Here is a 20,817-nt window from a genome sequence, read left to right on the forward strand (position 1 = left end):
CCGCCAACACGGCGCCTACGTCAATCCGGGGGCTCCGTGGTCAAAGACAAGCACTAGGGTGACGGTAGTGGCCATTGCGCCGCCGTTCTCAATGGGCCAAAAGCCTCCGCTGGCGCTCCGGGTTTTGCCCCATGTTCACTGGCGGCGCAAAGGCTAGCTTTGTGTTTCAGGTTTGGAGCCGGTGCTCGAATGATCCCGGATAGCGTAGGCACCCTCGTTGGGCGAAAGCCGCCATTTAAGGCGGCACTAAATTCCAACGATTTACGGATGTTAAGCGAAAGTCTGAGAACGGAAAATCATTGTTTAGACAAAATATACTAGAATGATTAGTTGTTTTCAAAATTTGTGGTTTGCTTTCGGTTTGTCTGTTATTGTTTGCTGCAATCAAAATCAATCTAACCTCGATCAGTATGTCCTGATAGCGGAACGGGAAGCGCCCATCGGCTTTGTATCATTAAGAGTGTTAGAGGATAGTACATTTACGTACTTTACCGGTAGAGGCTCGAGCTATTCTGGCATAGCGCATTTCAACCAGAATTTATTAGTTTTAGTATTTAATGAATCCAGCGCTCCATGTATGGACTACGGGATCATTAAAGGTCGCTCATTGTTTACGCAAAATGACACTTGTCAAAACTATATACCTATAGTCTACACTAACTTTAATAATTAGGTAAAAGAAGATTAACAGCCGGCGTTTCTCAAGTATTACTACCGCATCCAATAAAAAACAAATTGTTATAGCTCATGAATTATACTGCGCTGAAATATGCTAATTCCGGACTCATTGGTCTAGCATTTATGGGATTAAGCATTCTATCTGGACTTACAATATACATGCCGGCGTATGCCACTATCGCTATAGAGTGGATGGGTAAGCAAATTACATTACAAAAAGTACCAGACCCAAATGATGTTTCATTTTGTTTGGTGAAAGCAATCTTGGCAATAATCGCCATGGTGTATATAGGAAACCTCTTCAACAGAGGCAATTATACCAATATTGTGTTAATTTGTACTCTCATAGGATTTGTTGTGTTTCTTCCTCCGTTCTTGTTCTATTTAGACTGGGAAAAAATGCATTATCGATCCGATGGACAGCTTGCGATGGCTATAATTTTTAAGCCAATTGTCAGTTGCTGGGTTTATCCATTGTTAGGATTTTTGCATTATGCAATAGTTGGAACTCATAGGGGTGAAAACTAATCTTCGCCCAACAACGCGCCCAGCGTCAACCGGGGCTGGGCAAGTCGAAAGTTGGTGGGTACTACTGGTGTCCGGGTTCGTCCCGTCGTCAATGGCCCGAAAGCTCCTGTTAGTCGGTTTCGGTCCATGTCGCCGCGCCGCCCCCTTTTTGGTGGGGTTAAAGTCGCTACCTTCAAATCAATGAATGCCCCGGCTGCGTGGGCGCAATCGTTGGGCGAAACGACCACTACACAACGAGAAAATCAATATAAAAATTACTTCATGAAGAGCATATTTACCTTTAATCTAATCTCGGCTATTGTAATATTATTTCTATTTCTTGGGTATACGAGTGAGTTATCAAGTCAAGGCTATGGAACCCTTTCATCATATAAACCAGATACGAGTTTAGTCGATTTAGCCCAGTTTGATAACTACTTTTCTGAATCTCGAGTAGTTGGTATGGGAGAATCTACCCACGGTACGCATGAGTTTTTTCTAAATAGGCACAGATTCTTCAAGTATTTAGTTGAACACCATGGATTCAATGTATTCTTTCTTGAGGCTGATTATAGTAATTGTCTGAGGGCGAACAGATACATTAATGGAGCGGAAGATGACTTAACGGAAGTTGTGAAGTCATTAGCAATGTGGCCTTGGATCACGGAAGAAATGCAATCTTTAATATTGTGGATGAGGAATTACAATACGCAGCAAGATAATGATAAGAAGCTACAATTTATTGGATGTGATATGCAAAGGTTCAATTCTACGCTCTCAGAAATTAACAATATTATTTTAAAGTACGATTCAACCTTGATCAACCCAGGTATCGATTCTCAATTAGTAGAAAATGATTTCTCCACTTTTAGTGAGCAGGATACTAAACAGCATCAGATGATACTGAACAACAAGAAAGTGTCAGCTACCAAAATATTATTCGAAGGGCGGGACGAATTTATTTATCGTACGTTACTTAGGCATTTAGAACAGATGATCATTGAAAAAGGGAAGGAGAACTTTCAAAGTTATCGAGATTTGAAAATGGGGGAAAATATTCTTTACCATTTAAACCATAACTCCAATGTAAAAGGATTTTACTGGGCACATAATTGGCATGTCTGCAATGTGTACTATCCAAAGAAGAGGGAACAGAGATCGCATTATTCAGCTGGCGGCGTACTTAAAAATGCACTTGGTAATAAATACTTCAGCATCGGTCAAGATTTTACAAGAGGTTCTTTTAATGCCTACCACATGCCAAATTATAAAACAACAAGGAAGAGAGATATAGTTGATCTTGAGGACAGTTCCGATGCCTATAATCTAGGCAAAGTTGAACTAGAAACTAAAGAAGGGGAACTAGGCTATTATTTCAAGGACGTTGATGAACCTATAGTGTTTATCAAATCACATGATGTTCAAAAGTATAATTTTAATAAGCTATTAGTACACAGTATTGGAGCAGATTACGTTCCGGGTGTCGCCGGAATTTATTTAATGAAGGAGTATTTCGACCTGGTGATAATTATTAAAAACACTACTGAAACTCAATTGATTGACTAGTCATAGTGTATTCGCCCAACAACACGCCAGCGTCAAACCGGCAGTCTGAGGGGGTGGGTGTCGACGGTGTCTTATATTAGGGGATGAAGTTGGTGATGATCCGATGAGCTGGTTGGTGGAGCCGGTCTGCGCCGGCGTAACCGTTGGCTGACATCCGAGCCCGCACGACTTCATGAAAGCTACCGCGTAGAAGCAGATCCCCGCAGGACGGACGCCGCTACCGCGTAGAAACAGTCCCCGCGCAGGACGGAACCGGCTACCGCGTAGAAACAGTCGCCTGCAGAACGGACGCCGCTGCCGCGTAGAAACATACCGTAGTACTTGAAAAACGCTGCCGCGTAGAAACAGTCCCCTCGTAGGACGGACGCCGCTACCGCGCAGGAACAGTCCCCCCACGGGACGGATGCCGCTACCGCGCAGGAACAGTCCCCGCGCAGAACGAACGCCGCTGCCGCGTAGAAACAGTCCCCCCCACGGGACGGATGCCGCTACCGCGTAGGAAACAGCCCGCACTACTCCAAAGACGCTACCGCGTAGAAACAGTCCCCCCGCAGCACGGATGCCGCTGCCGCGTAGAAACAGCCCGTACTACTCCGAATAACGCTACCGCGTAGAAACAGTCCCCGCATTACGGATGCCGCTACCGCGCAGAAACAGCCCGTACTACTACAAAAAGCGCTACCGCGCACGAATAGTCCCCGCGCAGGACGGACGCCGCTGCCGCGTAGAAACAGTCGCTATCGCTCCATCAATAATAGGACGTCAGCCAACACTGCGGCCACGTCCATGCCGGGGCTGGCGGGTAGGGTAGTGTCGGTTGGAGTCGATAATGTACCTTGGGTTGAACCAAAGATTGCCGGGGTCTTTCCCGGCACGGCGTGGCCGCCCTCGTTGTGTGCAATAAGAAAACAATATATTCTATGAATAACCTTAGAGACTTTTTAGAAACCAAAGAGAAATTTGAACCCCTATTACATCACTTTGTGTCTAAAACAATAGAAGAAGAGATTGATGATCAAATTACTACGGATGAGGTGGAAATTGAATTTAATCAATTCTTGAAAAAATATTTTGAGTTCTTTCCAAAATTCAATTCTGACCTAGTTTTTCGTTTTGCAGAATCGCCTATAGAAAGAATATTCCTCAATTCGCTTACATTGTTGTTTGTTAGGAAAGCAATGCTGGGGCCTTGGTATGATCAACCTTATGCCAAAGTACCTAGATTTTTAAACGACTTTAGAACCGCCCATCAAAATATACTAAAGTTAGAAACTGATTATGTAAAAATGACAGGAGATGATAATTTTGATAATTTTGAGGATTTTAAAAAGAAACAAATACTATCTGGAAGATATACGGAGGAAGATTTTGCCACCTTCGACTGGCATAGAACTGTAGTAGAAGTGTTTGGGTGGGATGCTTTCAGGATTGTATTACAACCAATTATATCTAACATTAAAATTAATAACAAACAAATCCGAAGTGATCTGCTGATATGGAAACCCTCCGATGACAACTTTAAGTTGATTGTGGAGTGTGATGGATTTAAATACCATTCAAATAAATCTTCATTTGAAAATGATAGAGCAAGAGACAGAATTCTCAAGAAAAATGGCTATGATGTCATACGGTTTTCGGGTGGTGAGATATGGAGAGATCCGGTTTCTGTCAGCGTCGAGTTATTTGAATATCTGGAATCTAAAGAATGAATGTACTGCAAGCCAGTGTATTGACGATCGTAGCACTTATCTCGGTAGGCATACTATATGCATTTATCAGAAAGCAAGATAAAGTTTTGAAAAATGAATCTCGACAATCTCATGATACACCACGAATGATTGATGAACAAACTGCCAAACGGATTATTCAGGAAATCGAGTCGGTTGACCTGAATAACGAAAAAGCTTATGACGAGGTATATTCAATATTGGCTCGGGCCAATGCAAATCTGCCGGTTATAAAGTTTGACATTCCGCCCTATTCAGACCTTTGGTATACCAGAGCGTCGAAACTTGACAATGTTGGAGACTATTTTTATAATGGAAAAAGACATTCTTTTAATCCATTTCCAAAGAAAATTGATTATGGTAGAATTAATTCCAAGGGGCAGGCAATATTATATTTAGGAAGGATTAAGGGAACAGCAATAGCTGAAGTTAAAGTTTTTGAACATGTAAATGAAACCACAGAAGTTGGATACTCTATATCTAGGTGGCAACTAACTGGAGCCCTTCAAATTGGAGCAATTTTAAATCCACACACATATAGCAAAATTGAAGCTGGTGAGTTGCAACAACTTAAAAGGTTTGCTGCACAAGTTTTTGCGATGGTGAAACTAGACGACAGATATCAAGGGTCTAATTTGATGCAAGAGTATCTTAGCACCAAACTTGGTGAAATAATTGATAAAAGATCAAGTAATAAGTACAAATTAACTAGTGCTCTCGCTAATTACATATTCGATAAAAACGAAGACTTAGTCGGCCTATTATATCAAAGCACTTTATTGCCTGATTCTTACAATTTAGCCCTTAAACCCAGCGTAGCTACCGAAGGTAAGATAATATATAAGGCATTTGAAAAATCTGTAATATTTCTAAAACCGGACGGCACATATTCGGAAAAGAGTACTGAACCATTTGAAAGCTACGACAGTGGAACCGATAGTATTATATGGAAGCCTAGTGAAAACCGAATTATTCATTAAAAATGCACACAACACCGCCTACCACGTACAGCCGCCGGTTGAGCTTTTGGGTGCTATCGTTGCTTTATAAGTGGCCGGAATGAAGGTTGACACCCGAAGTGTTTTCTGGTGAAGGCGGCCGTCGGGTAGGCAATCGTTCGCTGCAATTATACAAACACATCCATCAAAGAAGCAGGGGGGACAGCATGATTGTGTCCCCCCTTATATCAAATTAGTACCTACGGTAGTATGGAATGCTAGAACATTCTGTTGCACACTGAGTAATGTACTTTTTCATCCAGTCCCAGTGCTCAGAAGACAACCAACCTTGGTAATCATTTGTGACACGGATTACTAAGATGTGATCGTTTTGATCCATCTTGTTACGTAGCCTTTGGGATAAAGCAGTAGCGGTTTCGGTAGTTGCAACTAGCCAAGTGGATTTGAGAGGGTGAGCCCAAGAGTGGGAGTTCTTGATCTCCTTGATCAAGCCTTCATAGTTTTGACCTGCTTTATTCAGGTCGTAAGAAACGTTGAACACATTCATGTTTTGTAGTTTTGGGGTGAATGGAACTGTTATCACCTTCACTATCAAATACCGTTACCAACGCTTTTTGGTACTAAACCACACCCCTGGGTATTTTGGAGCAAACAGAGAACTACACTTCTTACTCCACTGAAGATTTGGTCGAGTTGATTAGCTGGAAGGCTGATGACGATTATGCTGTGGAAGCCGAAAAGGCTTTCAGAGAATTCTATTTTCGCTTTTGTCAAGACGTAGCTCAAAAGTGTGAAATAATCTGTACCAATTGGGGTTACGACGTTAGTACAGCCGTGCAGCTCACTGAAAGAACATTTGGCAGGTTTTGGAAATATCCGAATTTCACCAAGGATAAGGCGAAGAGCTCTAATATCGATAAGGCCGTATTGTTGTATCTTTTAGGAATCGCGAAAAAGGAACTTCTCAAAATTCGTCAAGATGAAACGAGTGAAAACCCATATACTGGGGAAGAAAGAATTATTAAAACATTTCCAAATGTTGACTCCTACAACACCCCAATAGAGACAAAAATGATACTAAAGAAGAAATACAAAATTATCCAAAATGCGCTAGCTCGACTTTCCGAAAAACATAAAATAGTGTACCTAACCTACAAAGCATATGAAAAAGATGGCTATAATTTGCCCGGCAAATTGCTAAAGGAACTTAGAAGTGAATTGAATCTCAGTCAAAGTACCATTCGATTTTATAAAATGGAGGCGTACAAGAAGGTTGATGAATATCTCGAAATTTATGGACAATAAGAAGAGTAAAATGGGTGGTGATAACTTTAATCAGTGGCTTCGGTCTTTGGGGTATTTATTTCCTTCTAATGAGCTGGAGCTAGCCAGATTTGAAGTCATGTATCGAAATCACAACTTTAAAATTAGCGTTGACGACCTAAGCATAGAAAGAATATTAAATTATGATGAAGATAAAACGATCAAAACGAATAGAACATCCACGGCGTTGGAGAATGAAAACATTAATGAATGGAGATTGGCAGCTAGAAATAAAAATGACATCGACCCTGACATTTTAGAAAAAATGAGGAAGAATCAAAGTGGAAGCTCTGAACAGGAAGATCAATAGAATATATTTATCTCAATTGGCCAGTTTCGCGGCTGGAAATGCAGCGGAAGGCAGTTATATTAATTTATTAAATATATTGGAATTTGAGAACATACGTTTGCATATAGATGACTACGGTGATCATTTCGATGGCGCACTTGTTTTTGATAATTCAATACATATACATCTAAATTCTAATCTTGGAAATCGTTTAGATTCTAAGAGAGGTCGCTTTACATTGGCCCACGAGTTGGGTCACTATATTATCCCTCATCACCATGAAGCGATTAAAATGGGGGAGGTTAATTTTTCTACCATAACCTTCAATCAGCATAATTACTTTGAGCGAGAGGCAGACTATTTTGCTGCTAGTATCTTAATGCCAACGGCGCTATTTAAAAGATTCTGCGAAGGCCGTCCATTTGGAATCGAATTAATAAGATTATTATCAAATACATTTGATGCTAGCATATTGTCAGTATTAAAAAGATATTGTGAGATTGGCAATCATGAAATTATGGTGATAGCTTGTCAAAATGGTAAGTTGGTGTGGTATGAAAAAAGTAAGGATTTTCCCGCTTACAAGCATCGATTCAGTATCGGGAATACTCCTCCTTTAGATTCATTCATGAACGAATATATATTAGGGAATAAAAGTGAGTCAGAGCTTAGTCATTCTTATTCTGGAGATTGGTTTTATACCAATTTTGAAAGACCTATGAGAGAATATTGCCTCTATTATCAAAAATTTAGACACATTCTTAGCGTTTTGTGGTTTGATTAACTAGATGCAGCGAACATTGCCTACCACGTACAGCCGCCGATTAAGCTTTTTGGTACTATTATTGATTTAGAAGCTGGTATAAGTATCTTTACACCCGAATTACCTGTTGGAAAAGGCGTCCGTCGGGTAGGCCCCCGTTGGGCGAAATACCGCCACTAAAGGCGGCCCTAAAACCACAAGAAATCCAATGGAGAGGCGGGAATCAGCCAGTTGAGTTAGATTTGACAGAGCATTGCTTCAAATCGAATTTGACTTGATAATCAGATGCTTATGCCCAAATCAAGTAGAGCGACTACTTTAAATTGAGATGTAGATGGGGTGTTTTGAAGACTACCTTGCAACCCATAGCCGGTAGCTTCGTCTTTAGATTTTAACCAAGAGAAAACTATGAGATCTATTTTCCAACAACTTGCATTTCTATTTATCTCCATTTCCTTAATGACCAGTTGTGAAGAGAATAGGGATACGGATAGAATCAGTATATCTATTCAACCAGATAGCAGCTTTTACCACAAGCCCATAAATATTCAAGTATCAGGTATTCAACCCTCGACAGAGGCTACCTTAAAACTTAGCTTCCAGGACGAAAAAAACCACATTTGGACTTCTGAAGCAACCTTTATTGCGGACAAAGCGGGAACAATAGATCCCAGTAGACAACCTTCCTTAGGCGGTAATTATATAGGCGTACATCCGATGGGATTGTTCTGGTCCGCAAAATGCGACGATTATCACCAAGTCTCTACTGGTACTGGCTTCATGGCTTTTATAGATGTCGTGGCTAGCGATTCCGTTGTTGCTAGTGATTCTACGTATAGAATCAGTACGCGAGAATATAATAAGGCAAATCTTGAAGTTCTTGAAATCAATGATACGGTTGTTGCTGAATACTACCAGCCTAAGAATAAAGAAAGCGTCCCTGCCATCATCTTTTTAGGAGGGTCTAGTGGACAATTCAGATCGGAGAGAGCTTCGTTGTTTGCTACTGAGGGATTCGCCGTATTAGACCTAAAGTATTTCAATGGGAGTGGTCTTCCGGATGGAATCGTTGAAGTTCCACTAGAGTATATAGACAAGGCCTTCAATTGGTTAAAAAATAGATCAGAAATTGACCAAAACCGTATTGGAATCATGGGAAGGTCGATGGGCTCACAACCAGCATTGCTGTATGCCAGTGAGTATCATGGAGTCGCTTATGTGGTTGCCGAGGCCCCCTCTAGCGTGGTATGGTTTGGTTGGGAACCAGGGAAATCGTCATTTACATACCGTAATATTTCGTTTCCTTATGCAGAGTATACGGACGAGGAATCTGAAAGAATTGAATTAAAGATGAGTCAAGAGGGAGTACAATACCATGATGGCCCAAAATTTCTAAGTGCATTCCAAGACTCAGCGATGATCAGTAGAGCCAGCATACCGGTGGAGAAGATAGAGTGTCCGATACTTTTCATATCCGGGGCTGATGATAAGATGTGGCCATCAGCGATGATGGCCGAAAGAATGATGTCTAGGCTAGCAAACAATGGGTTTCGCTACTCCTATCTGCACAAATCGTATGAAGATGCTGGTCACAACTTTGCCGGCGGAGGCCAAGGCTGCGGCATACCCTATCTTCCCCCTGAGGACTATTCGGAGGGCTCAGCCAGGGGCGGTACAGACGAGGGAAACGCTATTGCGGCCATAGAGTCCTGGAATGATATATTGGCTTTTATCAAAAAATAAAATGTTGATCATCTGAATAGGGAGTTTAATTTAAATAGAAAATTCGCCCAACATTGCGCCATCGTCAAGCCGGCGGTTAAGCTGATGGGTGTCGAGATTGCTTGATCGGCTAGGAAAGAAAATTCTTGATCCGTAAGTTGGCTGGTGGTAGCCGGCCTGCGGTGGCGCATCCGTTGGGTGACAGACCGCCATTTAAGGCGGTCCGAGCAACACCTGATCATGCGCTCAAGACTTCAGTTTATCTTCATTTTTAGCGTACATTTATCACCAAAGTCAAACTTTTCCTTAGTGCTACTGCAAGGTCAAAATGAACGCATTCTCTCTATGCAACTGGTAAAAAATGCGATTCAACTTATTTTGATCTTTCTAATAATTTCAGTATCCGGATACGGATGCAGAAATAATAAAAGCAAAGCACCTTCCGTAGAGTTGGTTCCTTTTACAATTGAGAATAATGTAATTCCAAACATTGACATTCCAATACCTGATGGTTATGAAGAAGTAACCATAGAAGAATTAGGAAAACGGTTGGAGAAATATAAAGGAGAAACTCAGTCAGGAATTACAGCCCAGGGTATAGAGAAGATCAAAAACAGTTCTGAAAACAAAGCTTTGTATAGCGATACATTAAATCCACAAAACGCATATTGGATTATTAGAGGGGGATACGTAGACTTGAATCCCCAGTTAGCTTCAGATTATGCTGAGATGTTAGTGCAGACACTGAAAGAGCGGCAAAATAGGACTGGAGCTATACACAAATTAGTAAGTACAAACTTCAAGGAAACGAAGAGTATTGAATACATTAAAGTTATAATTGATGCGTCAACGGGTACTTCGACCTCCCGGCAGACACAGTACGTAATATCTACCAAAGGTGAAACCTTCACAGTTATTGTAATGAATGTAAAAGGAATAGATTTTGAGAATCTGATACAAAAAATTTAACATAAGAGCCATTATTGCTATCATTTAAGAGACTTTATAAAAGAGATCGCCCAACAACACGCCAGCGTCAAACCGGCAGTTGAGGGGGTGGGTGTCGAGAGTGTTATATTCTGGGGTGAAGTTGGTGATGGTCCGATGAGCTGGTTGGTGGAGCCGGTCTGCGCCGGCGCCCCCGTTCGGCGAAACAGCCGGCATCAGGCCGGCAAATACAAAGAATAGTTACGTTTATGATAAAACCAGTAACCACCGCAATGAGCACACACATTCAATATATATTACTATTTATTCTGTTTTTAATGGGTTGTAATTCAAACAATAAGTCTGATAGTGATCCGGTCGACGGTCCGACAATTGAGTCAAAAGATGAAATTGTAATATCAAAGAGTATCATTTTGGGCTCAACAGATAATATCACAATAGATGGTAGCGATAACCATACTTTCGATCAATTGAGCGACACCATAGATCTACTTGCTGCTAGTATAACCCTAGGAGGGAACCCTAAATTAATTCAACTGAAGATTGATCCAGGTCTGCCGGTCGGCTATGTCAAGGAAGTGAAAAAGCTCATTCAGAAGCACAGTAAAAAAATATTGGTACTTTATGGTTCTGGATTAGGAGAAGGACAGATAGTCCGCCTTCCACCGCTAACCGATGACCGCCCGGACCTGTCCAAACTTCGCGATCGCAATGTCCTAAAAGTTGTTCTTGAAGATACTGGAACAATCAAGTTGCCACTGCGTAATCAAGATCATGTTTCAATTACCGAATTAAAGAAACAGACAAAGGAATTTCTTGTTAGCGATACGTCAAATATTAATCTTCCAGTTTTATCAAGTAAGAATATTGAATACTTTGGGGAAGTTATGACAGCCTCAAGTGCAATTGTTGCGCTCATATCTGAGGATTCTGTGCCATACAAGCGGTATGAAGAAGTGTATCATACATTACTTAGTGTGTATGAAGAATTGTGGAATCAACTCGCAGAAAAACAGTTCAACAGTGACTATGAAAGTCTAGACAGATCACGAAAAATCGCCATAAGGACAATTTATCCTCTAGTCCTCGGGGAATTGGAATAATGATTTTCAATCATCTTATCCGTAGTTAAAGATGTCATGCAAAGATGGTGCTAAATGACGACACGAGAACAAAGATATTTCCTTGCTTCCAGTAGAGATCAGCTTAAGCAAATTTTTCAAATGCGGGGTTTAAACCTAATGTTGATCAATCTGGATTAGATAGTAGTATTTCCTTTTAAAGGAATTGAGCTATAGCTCACTAGCTGGATGGATATGGACAACGGTGGTTGTGAAATATGGTGGACTATTATCTTAAAACCAAGATGATTTGAGCAGACAATTAATAATGTAGTAGGAGAACCCAAATTTATAAAAGTATTCGCCGAACACCGCGCCCAACGTCAACCGGGGCTGATGGATTGGAGCCTAGTGAGTAATATTGGTGGCCGGGTTCGTCGCGTCGTCAATGGACCGAAAGCTCCCGCTGGTCGGTTTCGGTCCATGCCGCCGCGCCGCCCCCTCGTAGGTGAGGTAGAGTCTGTACATTCAAATAAAGAATGCCCCGGCTGCGTGGGCGCAATCGTTGGCGGAAACTACCAACCCGCAGTAACTGAAATGACCGACAGAACAGCAGAGGAGAGGAAGTCTGGGTGCGCTGAAGTAAATGGTTGAGTGGTCGATAGAGCTGCCAATCTGGCAACGTTCTCAATGCTCCAAAAGCCTACGCAGGCTTCGGGTTTTGGTCCATGTTCACTTACGCCAGAAAGGCTAGCTTTGAATTCCAAGTTAACGCTGGGCGGGCGGTGCATCCCGAACTGACGGTGGCGCAAACTATGCATGGCCAAGTTTAGTATTATGCTATTCAAGTATGAATAAAATGGCTCGAATATTTGAAACCATCAGTAAGGTATTAATTGTGATTGGAGCCATTATCGGAATTCATCCATTGGCTGTGTTTTTTAGCATTCCGCTATATAGTTTAGGACTCGTCGGACTGTGGACATCTAAAACTCGAACTAGGGAGTCAAAACTTCGGTGGACGATCTATCCATTGATTGGAATAATTATAGCGTGGATACTTATTTTGGTTGGAACTTGGATATATGATGTATTTATAAAGTTAATCTAATAAAGTTATCTAGGAGATAGCAGAGCCCTCACTACAGGCCTGTACTGGTACGGTATAGTGCCGTTTGACGCCGTAAACCTAGCCCGCATCACTCAAACCACATTCACTGATTAAAGCTACCAGGGCTGTTTTGCCGTTCGCCAAGGTAACGCTACCGCGCACTACTGAGCCCGCACTTACAGGTAAAAGGTAGTGTAGCACGACTCCGCCGTCCGCCAGGGTAGAGTTAGCTGACCCTACATAGACCGCAGTTACAGATGAAAGCTACCTCATCAAACCCATGATTGGCCATTTAATGAGCTACCGCGATCAACTAAGGCCCCTATTACCAGTTTGAAGCTGCCACGAGAAACTGCTCTTTAATCAATGATTGACAAGCTTACTAGTTAGGATTAAAAGGGTGAGATAAATGAAGCAAAACCGCTCATCGCCCAAAGTGTGACATTTCCGCAGTAACTAATAAATTATTGAAAAGCTTCCGCCAACACCGCGCCAGCGGCAAACCGGCGAGGGTGCGGATTGGTGTCGATGAAGCTTTAAAAGTTATCTTGAGGTTGGTCGAGGTCCGGTGAGCTGCTTGGTGGTAGCCGGTCTGCGCCGGCGCAATCGTTAGGCGCTAGGCACATCCATTCTCTACCATTAGTGTTTAGTTTGAATCAATAAATCTTCTTATTATTGTCCAAGATGCAGCTATTGAACAGAAAGCGATACATCTGAATATTTAAACGACAATTTCTATGAACGCTATTGAAATACAGAATATCGTGAAGGAGTATATTGCTCTTGAAAGACTTGATTCTGCTTTTCTAGTCATCGAAGAAAACATACAAAATCAATCCGATCTGTACGATAGCTTTATTTTAGCGAAAAGCAGGATAAGTAGGCACAAGATTAAGGATAGAAATGGAACATTAGATTATGAGCAAATTGAAATTTATAATAATGCTGTTAGGTCAGATATATTGAAAATAGTTAACCAAATTGAAGACCAAGATTTAATTAAACAAAGTGGACAGAGTAAGCGGTACTCTTCAATTCTTCAAGAGAATAAAGAAATAAATGAAAAACTCAAGCAGTTCGAGCAAAAGGAGGTTCCATCTTCCTTTCGGACCGATATAGATAATTTTTATATTCTTGGGGGTAGTAGTACGCGAGCAGAGAACTTCGAGAAAGAGATGAATAATCTATTGCGATTTATTCATTCAGTTGTTGAGCCCTCAAAAGATCAAGAAAATTTTATCTTTGCAGTTTTCTCTGGATTAATTAGTTCCTTGCGTAGGGGGCTAATTCCCGACGGCAGGAACGTTTTATATTTAGATACGGATTTCTATCCGTCTATATTAAGGCTAGTATCTCCTGATGACAATATATATGCAATAGCTGACCTTACCGATGAAACAGAAAAGATATGGGATACAATACCTGACGCTCAAACTACAGCTGTTAAGGAAAGAACATTTTTACTCCCTTGGAGCGAATTTTTTCATCCGCAGTACCTATCTAGATTTTATGATTTGGCAAAAATTCACACAGATTTCTATTCTATAAAATTTAGCCATATTCCAATTTCTACCATAAATCACGAGGAGTTCCAAGACGCTATTGGAAATGATCTGCTCGTTGCTCCCAAATCTAATATAGTTTGTTATTATGTAAATAAAAATGATAAAAAACTTTTAAAAGTAGTGTTTGACGCAAGCATTGCTGATAAGGCGATGAAAGAATATGAATGGATCACCAAAGATGCGATCCCTTTCACTAGTGAATTAAAGTCGTTTTCAGAATTAAGGAAGAGCTGGATTCAAGCAAATGATTTTGGATGTTGGGTTTGGAAAAATAAATCAGTTGAAGATCGAGGACCTAAATACGTTAACTTTTATGATATACATATACGTTGCTGGATATGGAGATACGAGGAACTAATAAAAAACACAGTCCGCCTACTAAAATCAGAGATAATAGAATTATTACATACTCCTGTCGAGTACAACCAAATGAAGATATTAGAAATTGGTTATGGTACGGGAGCGCTCACCGTTCCGGCCATAAGATGGATAAATGGACTAAACAAATCGTATGAGCATAAAAGTCCAGATGCTAAAGTCCGATATTTTGGTATAGATCGAGAAGGGGATGTTATGACGAATATTATGATGAATAAAGTTACTAGAAAAATCGAACCACATAGGTTCGTAAAAGGAATAGCCTGGGACGATATGCATGAAACTTTGGTGAATATCAAATTCGATGTTATTGTTATGAGTTTAGTTTTACACGATATTTTATCGGGAGATACCACTAACAAATTTGAGTCATTTATCTCTACTGCATACGATTATTTATCAGAATCTGGTGTTATCTTGATCACAGATATATTTCATTCTTCAAAAGAAGAAATCAAAGAGAAAGAAATTAAATTTTGGAAAGAAAACATGCAGGAGACTGGACTCAGCAGTACTCAAATCGATAATTTTATACTTCACAATATGGATATGATCGATACAATAACGCGAGAAGATTTGGTTGAAATCTCTGAAAACAACGGGTTTAATATTGATGTTAGGAACATACCTGTGGCCTATGGAGCCAAATCACCATTTAAAATTGTAGTATTAAAGAAAAGCGCCTAACAATGTAGCCAACGTCTACGCGCCGGTTGTGCTTTTCGGTTCTTTTGGTGTCACAGACAGGCAGGGAAGAAGGAGAGTGCTAGAAAAGTTAGTCAGTGTAGGCGCGCATCGTGGCTACCCACGTTGGGTCCAATCCACAGCCCGCAGAATAGCCAAAGAGACACCAAACGGTAACTATCAAAAACTTCACGAGTGCAATCTTCTTATTTCGCGTTATATATTTCCAAAGAGGAAATATCCTGTGCGGTGTCAAATAATCTCACGACAGCCTCTTCGTTCGCTATTTTGGCTTGGACTGGAAATCGAAGCAACCCATCACCGGATTAAGCCTGGGTGATATCGGCTACCCCTTATCGTGAGATTATTGTTTCAACGAAGACATAGGTATTCCTACTCATTTTCACTTCGTCAACAATAGTTATAAGTACCTTATTTTATGAACATTGTGCAGTGTCTCAAGATTGGCATATTATCAGTCACATTTCTAATTACAGTGTTAGCTAGCGGCTGCAAAACTTCTTTGGTTAAATCTCTGGATGTGAATCTTAGCGCAGTAGATGTTGAAGAAATGCAGATTCAAATTAACCGAGTGGATTCGTTGCTCCAAGGATCAGACTCCTCTTCGTTCTCTCATGGTATAGACAGTGATTGTTTCAGTACTCAATCAACTCAGTACGAAATTGAAAAGTCAGAGTGTACACACTATTTATCCCAACTCAAGCAAGCTTATATACATAGCGATTTTTATTTCATCAGTTCAGATACGATTATTATGAATGTAGCTCTGAGTAAAATGGAAGCAGAAAACCCAATGTATAAATATGCTTATGTGAAATTTGGGAATGAATTAAGTTTTCAAGAGGAGGGAAAGGCATATGGGGCATTACCTACTTCTGCGAAGCGTGTTCTCCATCAATTAATCACCTTCCAGCTTGAGAAGGAAAAACAAGTGAATGACGGAAATAGGCGATAGTAAGATCATCTCACTTACTGGTACTGTAAACTAATTCATAAGTATCCCGATAATCTAGGTTTATATATTTTACAGCCAGAATAATAACTGGATGAATATCATCGGGTCCGGTGTTTTCGGCGATGTTCGCTATGGGCCAAAAGCCTCCGCTACGCTGCGGGTTTTGGCCCATGCTCTCAATCGTAGAAAAAACCTCGTCGGTTGCCCCCTGGGTTTCGCCGTAGCCACTAACTCATCAGATTTCATTGATCATAACCCAGGCGCTACTCCAGCCCGCAGCCATAAAACATAAAGGATAGAGTAAGCTGCTACCCGTCGCAGATCTAAAAATTATAGAATGGGCCAAAGGCCAAAAAAAGACTGGACCCAACACTGCCTACCACGTACAGCCGCCGGTTGAGCTTTTGAGTGCTATTATTGCTTTAAAAGCAAGCTGAATGATAGTCGAGACCCGTAGCGTTGACCAGGTTAGGCGGCCGTCGGGTAGGCAATCGTTCGATGCAACCAAAAAATAACTAATCTCAAATGATCTCCAAGGAAAATTTAGATAATCTTATCACTCATTATCAAAACGAGTTGTCAGAGATTTATTCATTGCTAAATACATTGAATAACCCTGCTTTTCAGCAAGAGTATAATCCTGGAAATAAAGATTTGACTGAAATTAAAGATCACATTAAATATCTACTTTTCTTTTTAACCTGTTTCTTAGACATACTGGTTTCCTTAAAAGCCCTATTTACAACTGAACTAGATTGGGAAAGAAAATTTCATATAAAAAACGGCGTAGTTGTGATTTATGAATCTGTCAAGACATTCAACCAACACCAACTAGCTATTAGAAATTACTTACAAACAGACAAGGAAAATCTTTTACAAAAACTCAACACCATATCGACGAAAATACGCGACTTTAAAACACAATTTAGATTTGATACAGAAATAGCTAATTTTCGAAACAAAGCGGGAGCCCATTATGACAAAGACATAGAAGTATATATGTATAACTTGAACCTAATGGATAATCCTTCTTCAGTTGTAGCTATAAAATTATTTGGAGATCTGTTAGATCAGTTACTAGTATTTTGGAGCCAAATTCTAGACGATATGTACAAAAAGATAGTTAGAAATACCAGTTGACACTACACCTTTTTAAACAAAGAGCCATATTGGTAGCTTTCGATGGTATCCGCAATGTATACATCATATCGGCGCAAAAGCTTTAACTTCACGAGGAGGTGGACTTCTGAAAGTAACTGATCATTTACTTAGATACCAGCCACAACTCTCAGCCGCCAGACCTCAATATGTTATTACGATTAAGCTTCGTGTGAGTTTGCGGCAATTTATTATTATGAGTCAAACAAACTACAAATCATGCTTAGGAACCATTGTATTGGTTTTAACACTTCCCACCTTCGTATTAATTGTTGGCGGAATTGTAATCTTTATAATTTTTCTTGGCGACACAAATATTGAATACCAATCAGAGATTATCACCATCACCAAAAATATATTTCAGTCAGTATTTTTTATTGTGACATCTATACTTGCTTACTTAACATACTCTAACGCAAAGAAAGGACTGTTGAATCCGGTAAATACAGAATATCATAAGAGGGCTTTTGATCACATAGAAAACCTATCTTCATTCTTGATAGCTGAATTTGATCCCGAATCTTCGGATTATTGGGCTAATAAGGGATTTTCGGACGATGGGCTTGACGAAATCAACAAAGTGTTCAAGGAGCATAAACTTGAAATCTTGAAAGCTGGCGAATTTCGCGGAGGGATTAGAACTCCAAATTCATTTACTAGAATCAATAATAAAATAAAAAAAATAAAGTCAGAACCTTTTCTACCATCAGAAATTAGAGATAAAGTTGTCGGATATTTGGAGCTTAGATCGAATACCATGCTAAAGGTTTATTTGGATGAAGTTAAAAATTACCGTGATGAGCTAGCTAACGGCAAAATGGGGGATCAAAACTTTGAAATTAACAACGCTATAGTATATAATAGAATTACTCAAAGACTGTACAAAGAAGGATTCGGAGTTTCGCAAGTTGAAGACGAAGTTCAACAGCTTCGAATGTTTATTCAGAATTACTTACATTCATTTAATCCATATAAATAAAAACTGCATCGAACACCGCCTACCCGTACATCCGCCAGTTGAGCTTTCGGGTGCTATTATTGCTTTAGATCTGGGCGGAATGATGCTCGACACCCGGTTTACTTGCTTACGAGGGCGGCCGTCGGGTAGGCCCCCGTTGTGTGCAACTAGAAACAGCAAAAACCCATAACGCAATACTTTAGGTTGAAACATCTCGGATATTGCGTAATTGAAATTTCATTATATTTAATGTATGGAACACATTGAACAGTATCTTGCCAAATCTAAGCGATTAGCAGATCTAAAAATAGTAGATCAACAGTCTATCTTTGATTACTCTGATGCCAAATTTGCTGAAGAGTATGACGCAAATTATGGATTTTATCAAAAGAACTTAGAGAATGCATATGATAAATATTTAATTGAGCCAGCATCAGTTTTTTATAGGAGTTCATTTTCTATCAATGCATATGCTGAAAAGTCAAACGAAAACTATGTGATATGTTTTCATATGGGGTTAATGCACTATTTGTTTGAAACGTTTTTAGAAAAATTGGATTGTAGTAAAGGTGTTTGCGAATTAAATTATGAAGAAGAAGTGGAACTACTGGACAACCCACTCGAGATAATTATGTATCAAGTTTGCGTGCATTTTACCTTCTATCATGAAATGGGACATTTAGTTCAGAAGAGTGACTCTTTGAAATCAAAACTATATGAATCTCTATCAGGTGAGGGGAACTTCAATATTGAGCGGCATATACTTGAACTAGATGCAGATGAATTTAGTGCTAGGTTCATCTGCAATCACATGTTTTTGTACGGAGATAGAGTTTTTAATGAAGATTATAGCGATAAGAGGATAGAATTTATGCTAGTTTATGTTTGCTCTTCAATTTTAATTTATATGCTCAGCTTTGGTGGCAGAAATTTGCCCTTGTATTATAAAGAAAGAACCCACCCTCACCCAGTTATAAGAGTGATGTCGTTTATTACAATGACGGTAATTTATGTTGTAGATGTTCTTAAGCAGAGAGGTATAGAATTGAATACTGAGCCTAAAAGCATAGTCGATAAAGCCCTTATTTTTACTAATATTGTTACTGAGAATTTGTATGAAGAAGATCCTATCGAAAAGTTTATCCACGAGAAGGATGAACATCAAGCAGAAATTGTAGCCTATATATTAGAGCTAAAAGCGTTGCGTGAGAACCGTAATGACCTTGCCTTATCTAAATACGATCAAACTGTCAAAAACTAAACGGCAGTCACTTATAACTATATAAATTTTTAGAGAATATCACAATAGCACGTAATAGAATTTTTGGATTTTAACCGATCTAACAGAAATAGATCAGCTAAAACTGTGATGTCTGTGTTCTAGAACAAAAGAATTTTGTCCGTTAACTAACAGTACTACTATCCATGACCTATATGGACCAATTTAAAGATACCTCACTTTTTAGCACTTTGACCCCTGTATTGAGAGATTACATTATCCGGTCAAATTATTCGATGAATAGAGATTTAATGAATATTCATGAAGAATATTGTGCTGATACCTTTACGTACGCTACAAATATTACCGATTGTATTGATCAGACATATCATGCTATAGAAATGCTATCTGGATACAGAAGAAATATTCATAAATCAATTAATCGGCCTGATTATGTTACTTTTATGATAGAAAACTTCTATATGCGATTCACATCTATATATGATAGAATGTTGCGGCTTCTCAACCAAGTATTTGAATTAGGACTGCCTGAAAGAGAGTGTAGGGATAACACAATAGTTAAGAATGGTAACATAAGAACCAAAAGTTTTGTCTCGGCCTTAAACAAGGCAAATAAACTAATTAGCACACACAGAGCAAATAGAAATAAAATTGCTCATTCGCAAACTCATACAGAAGATGAATTAAACTCCTTGAAGCCATTTTATCACCTAAGAGATAATGATGTTTCTTTTGACCATAAGAAATACGCACACTTATATAAAACTATGACTGATGACTTTGTCAAGCAAAAGAAGGAAAAATTCACAGAGCTTTTAGATACGCTTGTTTTATACGTAAAGGAATTTTTTGATAATGTTGGTAAGTATGTGTTGGAAATAGCGTCAAAGAAAAAATAAATTATGCACACAACACCGCCTACCACGTACAGCCGCCGACTCAGCCTGTAGCTGCCATTATTGGTTTAGAAATAGCTGGTATGAAAGTCGATACCCCAGTTGTTTGCTGGTAAAGGCGGCCGTCGGGTAGGCAATCGTTCGCCGACAGCAATGCCCGCATCACCTCAGAAAAACCCACCAAAGTTGATCAAAGTCATCAACAAGCCGTATCTTTAAGGGCAATCAAGCCAGATGCCCCTCAAGAACCGCCAGTCAGGTAAATCCCTCGCTTCCACCATTGAAAAACTACGCGAAGAGGATTACCG

16 protein-coding genes are annotated in these 20,817 nt (G+C 39.8%); all 16 read left to right on the forward strand.

The genetic code is table 11. The features are described 5' to 3' along the window. Positions 1 to 747: 747 nt before the first annotated feature. The gene (locus tag DQG19_RS21015) at positions 748 to 1,206 is read left to right on the forward strand and encodes a hypothetical protein (protein WP_157974628.1); all 459 of its coding nucleotides are present in this window, start codon (positions 748 to 750) and stop codon (positions 1,204 to 1,206) included. 126 nt (positions 1,207 to 1,332) lie between these two features. Further along, positions 1,333 to 2,751 (forward strand): erythromycin esterase family protein, encoded by a 1,419-nt coding sequence (locus DQG19_RS20375; RefSeq protein WP_116128385.1) that lies wholly within the window; start codon positions 1,333 to 1,335, stop codon positions 2,749 to 2,751. A gap of 920 nt (positions 2,752 to 3,671) precedes the next feature. Beyond that, on the forward strand, positions 3,672 to 4,460 hold the full coding sequence (locus tag DQG19_RS20380) for an endonuclease domain-containing protein (protein WP_116128387.1): 789 nt from the start codon (positions 3,672 to 3,674) through the stop codon (positions 4,458 to 4,460). Beyond that, positions 4,457 to 5,458 carry an RES domain-containing protein gene (locus tag DQG19_RS20385; protein ID WP_116128390.1) on the forward strand — a complete coding sequence of 334 codons (1,002 nt, stop codon included), beginning with the start codon at positions 4,457 to 4,459 and terminating at the stop codon, positions 5,456 to 5,458. Before DQG19_RS20380 ends, DQG19_RS20385 begins: the two co-directional genes overlap by 4 nt. Positions 5,459 to 6,079: 621 nt before the next feature. Next, positions 6,080 to 6,742, forward strand: coding sequence for an RNA polymerase subunit sigma (locus DQG19_RS20395; RefSeq protein WP_116109409.1), 663 nt, complete (start codon positions 6,080 to 6,082; stop codon positions 6,740 to 6,742). Beyond that, positions 6,732 to 7,070, forward strand: a complete 339-nt coding sequence (locus DQG19_RS21020; RefSeq protein ID WP_116109407.1) for a hypothetical protein — start codon at positions 6,732 to 6,734, stop codon at positions 7,068 to 7,070. The genes DQG19_RS20395 and DQG19_RS21020 overlap by 11 nt, the downstream gene beginning before the upstream one ends. Positions 7,071 to 7,086: 16 nt before the next feature. Beyond that, positions 7,087 to 7,833, forward strand: coding sequence for an ImmA/IrrE family metallo-endopeptidase (locus DQG19_RS20400; RefSeq protein WP_157974629.1), 747 nt, complete (start codon positions 7,087 to 7,089; stop codon positions 7,831 to 7,833). A 387-nt stretch (positions 7,834 to 8,220) separates the two neighbouring features. After that, complete coding sequence (locus DQG19_RS20405) at positions 8,221 to 9,555, forward strand: acyl-CoA thioester hydrolase/BAAT C-terminal domain-containing protein (protein WP_116128394.1); 1,335 nt, start codon at positions 8,221 to 8,223, stop codon at positions 9,553 to 9,555. 219 nt (positions 9,556 to 9,774) lie between these two features. Beyond that, complete coding sequence (locus DQG19_RS21025; protein ID WP_157974630.1) at positions 9,775 to 10,503, forward strand: hypothetical protein; 729 nt, start codon at positions 9,775 to 9,777, stop codon at positions 10,501 to 10,503. A gap of 227 nt (positions 10,504 to 10,730) precedes the next feature. Continuing rightward, on the forward strand, positions 10,731 to 11,585 hold the full coding sequence (locus DQG19_RS21030) for a hypothetical protein (RefSeq protein WP_198661827.1): 855 nt from the start codon (positions 10,731 to 10,733) through the stop codon (positions 11,583 to 11,585). A 1,806-nt stretch (positions 11,586 to 13,391) separates the two neighbouring features. Beyond that, positions 13,392 to 15,284 (forward strand): methyltransferase domain-containing protein, encoded by a 1,893-nt coding sequence (locus tag DQG19_RS20410; protein WP_116128396.1) that lies wholly within the window; start codon positions 13,392 to 13,394, stop codon positions 15,282 to 15,284. Between the two features lie 436 nt (positions 15,285 to 15,720). Next, positions 15,721 to 16,257, forward strand: coding sequence for a hypothetical protein (locus tag DQG19_RS21035; RefSeq protein ID WP_157974632.1), 537 nt, complete (start codon positions 15,721 to 15,723; stop codon positions 16,255 to 16,257). A gap of 525 nt (positions 16,258 to 16,782) precedes the next feature. Next, on the forward strand, positions 16,783 to 17,397 hold the full coding sequence (locus DQG19_RS21040) for a hypothetical protein (RefSeq protein ID WP_157974633.1): 615 nt from the start codon (positions 16,783 to 16,785) through the stop codon (positions 17,395 to 17,397). A 214-nt stretch (positions 17,398 to 17,611) separates the two neighbouring features. After that, a complete protein-coding gene (locus DQG19_RS21045; protein WP_157974634.1) occupies positions 17,612 to 18,394 on the forward strand; it encodes a hypothetical protein in 783 nt (260 codons plus the stop codon). 232 nt (positions 18,395 to 18,626) lie between these two features. Beyond that, positions 18,627 to 19,634 (forward strand): hypothetical protein, encoded by a 1,008-nt coding sequence (locus DQG19_RS20415; protein ID WP_116128398.1) that lies wholly within the window; start codon positions 18,627 to 18,629, stop codon positions 19,632 to 19,634. A gap of 173 nt (positions 19,635 to 19,807) precedes the next feature. After that, positions 19,808 to 20,512: a Cthe_2314 family HEPN domain-containing protein gene (locus DQG19_RS21050; protein ID WP_157974635.1), complete on the forward strand. Its 705-nt coding sequence runs from the start codon at positions 19,808 to 19,810 to the stop codon at positions 20,510 to 20,512. Positions 20,513 to 20,817: the final 305 nt, after the last annotated feature.

The organism is Lewinella sp. IMCC34183 (assembly GCF_003390915.1).
Classification (GTDB): Bacteria; Bacteroidota; Bacteroidia; order Chitinophagales; family Saprospiraceae; genus Neolewinella.